This window comes from Streptococcus sp. GMD1S (assembly GCF_000296875.1).
Classification (GTDB): Bacteria; Bacillota; Bacilli; order Lactobacillales; family Streptococcaceae; genus Streptococcus.
The window spans coordinates 21,046-32,594 of record NZ_AJQY01000014.1 but is presented as its reverse complement, the minus strand read 5'-3'; the positions used below and the strand labels follow the sequence as shown (position 1 = coordinate 32,594).

The window sequence follows — 11,549 nt, the reverse complement described above, 5'->3', positions numbered from 1 at the left end:
TAGGCTTCAACTGATCCAGCCCAAGTTGCACGGCCGCAAAGAACACCGTTGAAGTTCGCGCCTGATTCGTGGGCAAAGACAAGTGTTTCTTGGAAGAGTTTAGCTGATACACCTGCACTCAAGTAGATATATGGCAAGTTAGTCGCTTCATCTTGCGCTTTGAAGAAGGCTGCCGCTTCTTCGCGTGTATGAACGATTTCACCATCGCCAAAGCCTTCAACGTATTTGACGTTGACTGGAACTTCCACTTTCAAAACATCGATGTTGAAGCGTGGGTCTGAGAAGACCTTCATGGCACCGATAACTTTATGTGGTTTTACTTTTGCGTATTCTGCAGAACCTGCGTCAGCGATTTTTTCATCGTAAGCCAAGATTTCAAGGAAGAATGGAATGTCTTCTGCCACACACTCTGAACCGATGCGCTCGATGTAGGCTTGTTTTTGTTGGTTGAGTTCGTCAGAGCTATCTACGTCATAGTAAAGCAAGAATTTGACAGCATCTGCACCTTGTTCTTTGATGCGTTTGGCAGACCAAACATCCAAGCAGTCAGGCAAGCGTTTAGTGCTTGTTGTGTCGTAGCCAGTTTTCTCATAAGCAAGGAGAAGACCAGCATTGGCATCAAGCGCTTTTGTAGCTGGGAGACCATACTCAGGGTCAAGAAGCATAGAGGATGCGTATTTTGTCAATTCATCTGCAACCAAGACTTTGAGTTCTTCCATTTGAGCCACTGTCGGCTCTTCTGTTTGGTATTGAGCCATGAGGCGTTTCAAAGCACCACGTTGGTCAAAAGCAAGGGCTGAAATAATGCCATTTTCATCTGAAAGTTTTTCTAAGCGTGCACGTTTTTGTTCTGTTAAAGCCATTTTATACCTCTTTTACTATTAATTGATCATATAGATCCTGATAGTTGGCCATATTGACATGACCTGTCATTTTTTCTTGAGCATTGAGCATACCAAGGACATTGGCCTTGATGAGGAGTTCTGCATCCGATTCCTCATGAAGAAGTCCTGATGAAATACCTGCCACAGTAGAATCTCCAGATCCAACAGGGTTCACTACCTGAATTCTTGGAATATCTACCTTGTAGAAAGTGTCCCCATGTTTTGCAAAAGCACCATTTGCACCAAGTGAAACGATTATCCACTCAACCCCTGCAAATAGAGGCTCTTGAAGAACTTCTTTTAATTCATCCAACTCCTCAGAAACTTCTCTGCCTAGAAGCTGAGACAATTCTTCGTTATTTGGTTTAATAACTGTTGGTTTGTGTGGTGATTCAAGGACAGCCTGAAGAGCCGCACCTGAGCAGTCTAGAACAACTGGTTTTCCTGCGCGATTAGCAAGTTCTACTAAGCTTGCATAGTAGTCAACTGGAAGACCTGCTGGCAGACTACCTGAGATAGCTACTACTTCAACTGACTCCAGGAGATTTTTGAAATGTTCCAAAAAGTCTTGACCTTCCTGTTCCAATACTACAGGACCTTTTTCAAGAACTTCTGTTTGGTTGTCTCCATGGAGAATAGCGATACAGTTACGAGTCTCTCCTTGAATGGAGAAGAAACGTTTCGATACTTTATCGTCGATATGCTCTACTAAAAACTCACCAAGTTTACCACCGACCAAACCAGTAGCAGCAACAGAATCACCAAATTCTGAAAGAACTCGTGTAACATTGAGACCTTTACCACCAGCTGTCTTGGTCACGTCCACCACACGGTTGACAGTGTCAATTTTTAATTCATCCAAAGGATAAGAAATGTCAATGGATGGATTCATTGTGACTGTTAAAATCATGCGTCACCTCTTAGTCGTGGTATTCACCGCGATCCCATTTTTCAAGGAATTCTGTAAAGAAGTTTGCATCTGCTTGATGAGCATTGTGAGTTTCAACGTGCTCAATTTTCGCAATCAATTTTTTGTTTTCTTCTGATGGTTTGTATTCAGCATTGATGAAAGCTTCAATGATGTCGCACATGAGCAATTCACCAGTGATTTTACCACCAAAACCAATAACATTGGCGTTCAATTGTTCTTTTGCATAAAGAGCTGTTGTCATATCACGAACCAAGGCAGAACGAACTCCTGGAACTTTGTTGACAGCGTTGTTGATACCAACACCAGTACCACAGATACATACCCCAAGATCAGCTTGACCGCTAGTTACAGCTTCACCCACTTTTTTACCAAAGATTGGGTAGTGAGTACGTGTGTGGTCATAGGTACCAAAGTCGATGACTTCATATCCTTTTGATTTCAAAAATTCTGAAACCGCCATTTTTTCATCTGTTACGATGTGGTCACATCCAATTGCAATTCTCATTTTAACTTACCTTTCTTACTGTAATCTAATTAGCACATTTTGTTCAACATATCAACACGAATCTGGTGACGTCCACCGTCGTATTTACCATTAACAAAACCTTTAGCAATGTTTTTGGCCAATTCGTCACCAACAAGTTGTGCACCCATAGTGATCATACGTGAGTTGTTGTGTCCACGAGTCATATAAGCTGAACGTTCATCTGAAACTTCTGCAGCAACCATTCCTTTGATTTTAGTTGCGACCATGAATGGACCAGCCCCATAAGCATCAATCACGATACCAAGGTTTTGTTCTTCTTTGTTTACTTCTGCAGCAACAGCAAGAGTCACATCAACAAAGTCTTGACCTTCAGCTGTAACATCCACAACGTGGAAGTTTTCTTTTTCCAAGAAGTCTTTCACAACTTCTTTCAATCTCAAACCTGCAGCATCTGCACCGATAACAATAGACATATTGTATACTCCTTTTTATTTTTCTAGGCTAGTAAAGACTTTTATAGTTAGCAGTTTACCTACAAAAGACTTTCTAGCAGTTTATTGACAAATTGGATTGAATGAGATGAATATCACCTTATCCAAGTCCAGGAAATCAAGTTCCTAGAAAGAAACTTTCTCTGCGACAGAGAATATAACAAGTGATTATTTGTTTGTTACAAACATCATTTGTTGTTTACAAACATAATATACTCCTATTTATAGAAAAAGTCAACAGTAAATGTTTGTTTTTGTGGTTTTTTATCTAAAATATTTCAATATCAAAGCCAATCTGATCTACTTGACCAGCTTCCAAGAGACGAACATTCTTCTTATCTTCTAGATGATCTCCTTCTTCAAGTGAAGTTGATAAGCCAGACCATGGTTCAAAGGCAATGAAAGGTCCCTTATTCAAAGTTGACCAAATGATGAGATTTGAGAACTCTTGGAAGTGTACTTTTAATCCCTTCTCATGCTTACGAGAACGAAGCGCAATTGTTCTGGATTGCAACTCATCCAAAGTCACTGCATCTGTGCTAAACAAATCATAGCTAAGGTCTAATTCTTTTTGCCCATCCAACCATAAACTTCTATCTTGGAAGTCTAACATTCCTGTTTCTGGGAAAGGACGGGGAACAGAGCAAGTCTCTTCTTTCTCAAACTCTAAATAGTAATCTTCATAAGTTTCGCCATCTAGTAGAGGGCAATTAAAGCCTGGATGTCCACCAATAAAGTATGGCAGGACCTTGCTGGTTTCTTTATTGAAAATCTTGTATTGAGTACGAACTGTCTTGCCAGTAACCTTATAAGTGATTTCAAGGCGGAAATGATAAGGATAGTTTTGATAAGTATTCTCATCATCTTCGATAGCAAAGGTTACGCTGTTTTCTGTTTGATCAACCAACTCAAATTCTTTTTTACGGACCAAACCATGGCGAGGAATGTTTCCTTTCGTCTCTGTTCCATCTGCATGACTGTAGAAGGCTGTATCTTCTCTTAAAGAGCCACAGATTGGAAAAAGTACTGGCGCTTGTCCACTCCAGTAAGTGGCATCTCCTTGCCACAAATACTCAATGCCTTCTCGGTCCTTGATTGACGACAAGGCGCCACCTAAGATTTTAAACTGGACCGTTAACTGGTCTGATTTGATTTCAATTACCATAATATTCTCCAACTATTTTTAGATTTTTATATAAAAAACTAGGTTGCCACTCCCAATGTAGGAAATTAACAACCTAGTTTTCACAATTTACATTTTATAGGAGCGAATTATTTAGCATTTGCTGCGTATTCTTCGTTACGTTTGATCATTTGTTTTCTATACCAAGCAAAGATACCTACATAGAATACAAGGAAGGCTGCTGCACCAAGGATTGCTTTGATATCACCTGTTGTAGCATTACCGATTGCCCAACCAAATAGTTTTTCAATTGGTCCTTCAAGAGTTGAGTGAGTAATCAATTGAGCACTATCTACACCTTTAGGAAAGGCACCTACACCTTTAGCAAGTTCTGTTGCAAATGGTGCGATAAGAGTACCAGAAAGAAGGAAGAGAGGCAACAAGAGTGTTCCGAAGATAATCATACGGAGCAATTTACCACGTGTAACAACCAAGAGAGCTGGGGTCACACCCATAGCGATGATACCTGCAAGAGGCAAGATACCATTACCGACGTTTGAAAGAAGAACAGCTTCTACTAGCATGATTGGAGCAAGTACGTTAGCACAAGCCCAGATTTCAGCACGACCAGCGATGAAAGGCCAGTCAAGACCGATGTTGAATTTACGTCCTTGAAGACGTTTAGTAGCAACGTTTGTAATACCTTGTGAAAGTGGTTCTACGGCTGCGATGAACCAAGATCCGATAAGTGAGAAGAGTTCCAAAGCTACACCGGCTGTTAAACCAAGAGACAACCAACCTTTAATAACTTCTTGCCAGTTTGCAGCATCTTTAAGTCCTTCAACAGGTTGTGGAGTCCCCATAAAACCAATAACAATACCAAGGATGAAACCGATAAAGAATTTAGATCCCCAGAAACCGATTTTTTTGTTCAATTTAGCAGCATCAAAGTCATATTTATCAAGACCTGGGAAGAATTTTTCAAAAATCTTATCCAAAACCATGATAACTGGGTTCATCATGTAGTTCATGTGTGTTGAAGTCATTGGTGATGAACTTGGTGCATTAAGAAGATCGTCGAATGTTGGTTTCATCAGGTCAGAGTTGATGATCTTCAAAATACCTACAAGGACAACTGCTGCAGTTGCGATGAAGAGTGAAACTCCTTGGCTAACTCCATTGTTATCTGCGTACCATTTAATCAAAAGACCAGTTATTGACAAGTGCCAGATATCGAAGATATCGACGTCAAGTGTATCCGTTTTCTTCATTGCAAGCATCACAACGTTGACAATCAACATTACTAGCAAGAAGTAAAGTGTCCAAGCAGAGCCCCAAGTGATGGTAGCAAGTGGTGCCCAACCAACGTCAGTGATGTTCAAATGGATACCAGTGTTTTCAACGAATTTTTTAAGTGATTCTGAGAAAGCTCCATTGAGCATACCGATGATAGCACCGATACCAGTAAGAGCGATGGCAAGTTTAATACCACCTTCAAGCGCTTTGGAGAATTTCACTCCAAAAAGTAGAGCCAATACTGTCAAAATGATCAGCATGATAATTGGTCCACCCATATCCAAGATAGGTTTGAACAGCTTATTGGCTAGTTCGATAATGACATCCATAATAGTTCCTCCCGTTTTTTTAGTTATATGAATGTTAACAAGATAAAGAATAAATTAGCTTAGTCCGTGTTCTTTGATAGCTGCTTCAATATTGTCAAATACTGGAGCGCTCATCGCTGGAATACGGAACAAGATTGGGCCAGCTTCAATTACTGGAATACCTGGTTCAAAACCAAGGTCAGTTGCAGCGATTGGTGTAAAGATATCGTAGCCCTTGATAAGGTCTTCGTTTACATCTTTCACCATGACTGCATCACAGTGAACATCATAACCACGGTTTGAAAGTTCTTCTTCTAGAGCACTTTTAATTTGGTGACTTGAGTTAACACCTGCACCGCAGGCAGCAAGAATTTTAATCATTTGGATTTCCTCCGATTTTATATTTTAATAGACAAGATTAAGCGGTTGCTTCAGCAATGTAAGCATAAAGTTTTTCTGGTTCGGAAATTTTTGATAGATCTTCCAGATGTCCATTTCCTGTGAAAAAGTCCATCAACTGAGCCAGAATATTTGTTTGACTTGAACTTGAGTTGTTAATGATAAAGAAGAGTAGGGATACTTCTACTTCCTTATCAGGAGCTATCATATTGTGAAAAGTTACTGGTTTTTCTAATCGAACAACCACTACTTTCTCAGCTAGATTATGAACAATATCTGTATGAGGAATCGCTACATTTGGCAAGTCCTTTCCTAGAAATTCCATATCTAAACCAGTTGGAAATGACTTTTCACGCGTGATCAAGGCTTCACGATAAGTTGGAGTGACAATTTCTCGTTCTTCCAACAAGCTTGCTACCTGATCAAAGAGTTGTTCTTGATTATTCGCTTCTAAGCAAAACACTAGGTTTTTGTCAAAGAAATGATCTAATCCCATAACATTTTCCCTTCTTTCAATTATCTTTTATGCTATAAGTATAACACTATATGAAATCGTTGTCAATAATTTTTGTTTTATTTTGTTCTTTTTTTTGTAATTTTTGTTTCATTTAAAGAATACAATCAATATCAAACATTCTTGTTGTAAAATCCACAAAAAAAGAAGGCCCAAGCCTTCTTCTCTTTCCTTACTCAATAGTAGATAAAATCTCTTCTAACTTATGGTAGTCCTTTACACTATCAATTTCATAGATGCTATTTCCTTCTAATTCTTCGACATAGACATCTAATTCTTTGATATTATCCTTAACCATGTTGTCCCAGTAGAGATCAACAAATTCACCACTTTCGTAAGCTTTGTCAATAAAGCCAACAATCTTCTCAGCAGTTGGTGCATCCCAGAATGAAACTCCGCTCAGAATGCGACCAGCCTTGCTGTCAACAATAATGTCTTGAACCTTGTAGTCATCACCGTAAACCAAGAACCACTCGTTCGTACAGTCTTCACGATAAACGCTAAAATAGGTAGAACGTTTAAGATCGTTTCGAAACATATTTTTGAAAAGATAGTTATCTGCATCGATGACGTAGCTGTTAGCCAAATCTTCTTTTACTAGATAAAGTGAGTAAAAGTTATTGTAATCAGCATACTTGTCGTTAAAGACTAAACGGACACCATATTTTTCTTTTAGGTAGTCAAATTGTTCTTTGAGGTAACCGACAACGATGATAATCTCATCAATTCCTCTCTCTTTCAAAAACTCAATTTGGTATTCTACCAAGGGTTTTTGATTAACCTTAACCAAAGCTTTTGGTGTATTTTCAGTCATAGGGCGTAGACGAGTTCCTAAGCCCGCTGCTAAAATAATCGCTTTCACACGAATCTCCTTTATTCTTTAATAATAATATAAACACCAGCCATAACAATAAGTGAAGTGATGATTGTCAGCATATCTAGCGGTGCACCCAAGAAAACAACTGCAAATAAGACAGTCCAAACTACATAGCTCACATTCAAACCTGTCGCTTTCGCAGGTTGCAAACGATTAATGGCGATATAATAAGCTAAGTAGGAAATCATGTTAAAGGCCGCAAAGACAAGCAAGAGGCCTAGTAACTGCCCATCTGCCACTTCTGCAAATGAATGGTGTGAAAAGAGCACAATCACAAGATAGGACAAGAATGAGGTTACTTGTCGGATTAACAAGGCTTCAATTTCACTTAAATCACTTTCCATAGCATAGGAGCTGAGAACACTTTCGCTCCCCCAGGCAATGGCACAGATAAGGGCACAAAGAATCCCAATGTAAAACGAGTTAACTTGTTCAACCTTATAGGTTTGAGCAATGATAGCTGCAATAATCAAGAAAACACCAAATACTGTATTCTTTGAAACCTTGTGTTTCAAAATGAAGAAGGCTAGAAAAACTGAAACTGCTGGATAGATAGCTGATACAGATGAAGCTAGTGAACTACCGATATATTTAACCGCATAAAGATTGGCCTGCATACCAATTGGTCCTGCTAGTAAAGCTCCGATTATAACACTCACATTTCGAATATTTAAGAAAATAGAGAGGCGAACTTTTCCTTCTTTTACCAAAAGAAAAGCTAACAAGATAAAGATACTCAAGAAATCATGAGCAGCAGCCACCACAAAAGGTGAGAGATTTGTAAAAATTGAAAAGATATAAGCACTAATCGTTAGACCTAATCCCCAGAAGATACCAGAGAGCAGACCAAAAGAAACACCATTTTTATTCTTCATCCTAACCTCCATAATAAGTCAAACCCTCGACAGCTCTTTGGTAACGGTTGATACCGTAATCTCCAAAATCAGCTCCTTGAGCTTCTTTGTACACTGTCCACAAACTCCAGATAGTATCTTGCAAGATTTTATAGATACGAATCTTCTCACGTGATACAGGCGTTTTGTCACTTTCATAGTAGGAAAGGAAAGCATCTTCCTCTTGCTTTGTAAATTCAGACTCTAAGAAAAGTGCTGCCAAATCCCACATTGGATCATTCATGGAAGAGTATTCCCAGTCAATCAAATACAAGCGACCTTGAGGTGACTCGATGAAGTTTTCTGGAACCAAATCGATGTGACAGGACTTTCTATCAACACCCAAATCAGCCAATCTCTTTTCTAGTGAAAATACATCTTTTCTTACAGCTTCATAGTTTTCATAAGGGATAGCTCCCTCAATCAAGGATTCATATTTGCTGATTTCCTCAAAAGGAGCAAACTCTCCTCTTAATTCTTTCCCTGAAGCATGGATGGTTTGTAAAATTGGTGCAATCTTTTCAAACTTGGACTTGATTGATGTTGAATCAAGAGTTACTGCTGATTCAATGTACTCATTTACTTTAATCCCTGACTCAATATCAAAGAGATAATTTTTGACATCTAAATCTAAATCCTCTAAAAGTTCAAGATTGTACTTTTCATTTTGACGATTGATGAGTTTTTCAGTCCCTTTACCAAAAAATTTCACAATATACTGTTTGTTGGTTGTTTTAACCAAATAGTTTTGGTTGGTCATGCCTCCCAACTGTTCAACACTGAGTACTTCCTCTTCATCAGATAGTAAAGAAGAAATTTTTTCTTTGATGAGTTTCTCCACAATTAACCTCCATCTTCTACACTTCCCACTTAAATACTGTTTTAAAAGCAGTATTCAGGTCTGTAGCAAAGACACGGTGAATGTCCTTGATTTCTCTCACAGGCTCTTCAACATAAAGGATATTCTTCAGACGATTTGCAAACTTTTTGACTTCCATCATTTGAATGGCCTTCTCAAAATCAACGCGTCCTGAACGAGATGATCCTACTAATAACAATCCTTTTTCCAAAGCATCTCGTGTATTGATATTAACCTTGTATTCACTCACTCCCATCATGAGAATCGTTCCCTGTGGACGAATATAGCGAATCAGGTCATTGATAGCTGGTCCTGTACCATCACCACCGCAACACTCAAATCCATGATCAAAGGTCAAATCCTCTGGGATATTATCAGTAATATAGCACTCTTTTGCAAAAGAGAAGAGTTCCAGTTTTTCCCAATGGCGTCCAATCACGATAATCTCTGCTTCTGGCAAGGTATAATTGATAATATTTGCAACCACAAAGGCCAAACTACCATCTCCGATAACAGCGATGCGCTCTCTCTTGCTATGAGCAAGATTTAAGAAACGATCCATGGCATGCATACCAACACTTACAAACTCGGTAATGGCAGCAACTGTATCTTCGATATCATTATAAGAAACGACTCGGTCTTTTGGAAGAGAGACAAATTCTCGCATAAAACCATCGTGACCACTAGATAGGAAGTAGGTTCCTGTCATGTAGTTCTCGTAGAATTCCTTGTCACTCTGCGTCGGCGGTTGATTGGGAATCATAACTACCTTTTGACCAACTTCATAAGTCCCAGTTGGATCTGAAATAACAGTCCCACAAGATTCGTGTATCATCGCCATAGGAAGCTTTTTAGCCAATATCTTTGGATCGCGTTTCCCTTGATAGTAACGTTGATCTGCATGACAAACCGCCATATAATTTGGACGAATAAGGATATGATTCTCCTGATCAATGTCTTCTTCTTGATATTTTACATTGATAAACTTTGGTTTGGTCAGTTGATAAATTTGATTAATCATAGCCTTAGTCTTTCTCAATCATGCTTTTCGCGATTTTCAAGTCTGTCACAGTTGTGATTTTAAGATTTGAATATTCCCCTTTAGCTAGGGCAACATCCTTCCCTTTGATAACAAAAATCTTACATGCATCCGTCAGGATTTCCTTTTCTTGGTCAGATAGGGAACCATACAAATCCATGAAATCCTTGCAGCGGAATGTCTGAGGTGTTTGACCTTGATAGAGGTGAGCACGATTTGGAATATCAGTGATAAACTGACCATTAGTACTTTCAACAATGGTATCAACTGCTTCTACTACTGTGTCAACCGCATCATGATTTTGGGCCAGTTTGATATTGTCCTGAATCATGCGAAGTGTAATAAAGGGACGAACAGAGTCGTGGGTAATCACGATATCTTCTGGAGTGATTGGACGATAGGCATTAATAGCTTCTATAATCTTCTCGATACTGGTATTGCGATCAGCACCACCCTTGGTAATGATGATGCGATCCTTGTGGAGAGAAAGATACTTATCAACTAGGTCCTCAGCGTGTGACACCCAATCTCCATGAACTCCAACTACAATTTTTTCAATACTTGGTTCCAAAACAAATTTTTCGATTGTGTGGATCAAAATAGGTCTATCACCTAACTCCAAGAATTGTTTTGGTAAATTACTGATTCCCATGCGTGTGCCAGTTCCACCGGCTAGGATTCCTGCATAGATCATATATTTTCTCCTTTAGTTTATTCTAAAAAACTCATTACCATCTATTATATCACAATCTGTCTCCATCATGAAAAAAAGACAGAGCGTCATTTAGTCTAATCAACACACCATTAAAGGTAAAAAGTGAACAATGTGTTACTAAATCTGGAAAGACTATAACAAATTAAGAAATAAAATTAGGTTATCCTCTATATTTTCTGCTTAACGTTCGGTTAACATAGAGTTCTCTAGAATATAATAGAATCCTTAAAGAAAACTTAAATGAAATTTATTTGTTTCGCAAAGAATACCAGGTGTGCATAGTAAATTTCTTAAAAGTTGTTTAAGGGACTCATTATAAAAGTTCATATATCTAATGAATTAAACAAATAATAGACTTTTGCTCCTAAAATTGATAAAATAAAAAGAAAAATAATAGAAAAAAGGGAACTGTAAACCGCCATGATGAACATGCAAAACATGATGCGCCAAGCACAAAAACTTCAAAAACAAATGGAACAAAGCCAAGCAGAACTCGCTACCATGGAATTTGTTGGAAAATCTGCTCAAGAGCTTGTCCAAGCGACCTTAACTGGTGACAAAAAAGTTGTCAACATTGACTTCAACCCAGCAGTTGTAGATTCAGAAGATCTCGAAACACTTTCAGATATGACCGCGCAAGCAATTAACGCTGCTCTTGAGCAAATTGATGAAACGACTAAGAAGAAACTCGGTGCTTTCGCTGGAAAATTGCCTTTCTAATCCACAAAAAAAG

14 protein-coding genes are annotated in these 11,549 nt (G+C 38.6%); 1 reads left to right on the top strand and 13 read right to left on the bottom strand.

The window, feature by feature from the left end; genetic code table 11:
• The 13 genes from lacD to GMD1S_RS03390 form a co-directional block, all read right to left on the bottom strand.
• Positions 1-863, bottom strand: an 863-nt coding sequence (gene lacD, locus GMD1S_RS03450; RefSeq protein WP_001229125.1) for a tagatose-bisphosphate aldolase, incomplete at its 3' end; no start/stop codon positions are given.
• Between the two features lies 1 nt (position 864).
• Positions 865-1,794, bottom strand: a complete 930-nt coding sequence (locus GMD1S_RS03445) for a tagatose-6-phosphate kinase (RefSeq protein WP_000604252.1) — start codon at positions 1,792-1,794, stop codon at positions 865-867.
• A 10-nt stretch (positions 1,795-1,804) separates the two neighbouring features.
• Positions 1,805-2,320, bottom strand: a complete 516-nt coding sequence (gene lacB, locus GMD1S_RS03440) for a galactose-6-phosphate isomerase subunit LacB (protein ID WP_001216921.1) — start codon at positions 2,318-2,320, stop codon at positions 1,805-1,807.
• 29 nt (positions 2,321-2,349) lie between these two features.
• The gene (gene lacA, locus GMD1S_RS03435) at positions 2,350-2,775 is read right to left on the bottom strand and encodes a galactose-6-phosphate isomerase subunit LacA (protein ID WP_000029277.1); all 426 of its coding nucleotides are present in this window, start codon (positions 2,773-2,775) and stop codon (positions 2,350-2,352) included.
• Positions 2,776-3,061: 286 nt separating this feature from the next.
• Positions 3,062-3,958 (bottom strand): aldose 1-epimerase family protein, encoded by an 897-nt coding sequence (locus tag GMD1S_RS11640; protein WP_000234150.1) that lies wholly within the window; start codon positions 3,956-3,958, stop codon positions 3,062-3,064.
• Between the two features lie 107 nt (positions 3,959-4,065).
• A complete protein-coding gene (locus GMD1S_RS03425; RefSeq protein ID WP_000382518.1) occupies positions 4,066-5,541 on the bottom strand; it encodes a PTS galactitol transporter subunit IIC in 1,476 nt (491 codons plus the stop codon).
• Positions 5,542-5,595: 54 nt separating this feature from the next.
• A complete protein-coding gene (locus GMD1S_RS03420) occupies positions 5,596-5,901 on the bottom strand; it encodes a PTS sugar transporter subunit IIB (protein ID WP_000590551.1) in 306 nt (101 codons plus the stop codon).
• A gap of 37 nt (positions 5,902-5,938) precedes the next feature.
• A complete protein-coding gene (locus GMD1S_RS03415) occupies positions 5,939-6,415 on the bottom strand; it encodes a PTS sugar transporter subunit IIA (RefSeq protein WP_000521987.1) in 477 nt (158 codons plus the stop codon).
• A gap of 190 nt (positions 6,416-6,605) precedes the next feature.
• The gene (locus tag GMD1S_RS03410) at positions 6,606-7,295 is read right to left on the bottom strand and encodes a sugar phosphate nucleotidyltransferase (RefSeq protein WP_000643950.1); all 690 of its coding nucleotides are present in this window, start codon (positions 7,293-7,295) and stop codon (positions 6,606-6,608) included.
• Positions 7,296-7,306: 11 nt separating this feature from the next.
• Positions 7,307-8,185, bottom strand: a complete 879-nt coding sequence (locus tag GMD1S_RS03405) for a DMT family transporter (protein WP_000791836.1) — start codon at positions 8,183-8,185, stop codon at positions 7,307-7,309.
• A 1-nt stretch (position 8,186) separates the two neighbouring features.
• Positions 8,187-9,044 (bottom strand): phosphotransferase family protein, encoded by an 858-nt coding sequence (locus tag GMD1S_RS03400; protein WP_000413082.1) that lies wholly within the window; start codon positions 9,042-9,044, stop codon positions 8,187-8,189.
• Positions 9,045-9,060: 16 nt separating this feature from the next.
• Positions 9,061-10,083 (bottom strand): ribitol-5-phosphate dehydrogenase, encoded by a 1,023-nt coding sequence (locus tag GMD1S_RS03395; RefSeq protein WP_000609906.1) that lies wholly within the window; start codon positions 10,081-10,083, stop codon positions 9,061-9,063.
• Positions 10,084-10,087: 4 nt separating this feature from the next.
• Entirely contained in the window at positions 10,088-10,795 is a 708-nt protein-coding gene (locus GMD1S_RS03390) for an IspD/TarI family cytidylyltransferase (RefSeq protein ID WP_000638516.1), read from the bottom strand.
• A gap of 441 nt (positions 10,796-11,236) precedes the next feature.
• Here GMD1S_RS03390 and GMD1S_RS03385 point away from each other — a divergent pair, with 441 nt between their 5' ends.
• Positions 11,237-11,536 carry a YbaB/EbfC family nucleoid-associated protein gene (locus GMD1S_RS03385; protein WP_000981534.1) on the top strand — a complete coding sequence of 100 codons (300 nt, stop codon included), beginning with the start codon at positions 11,237-11,239 and terminating at the stop codon, positions 11,534-11,536.
• Positions 11,537-11,549: the final 13 nt, after the last annotated feature.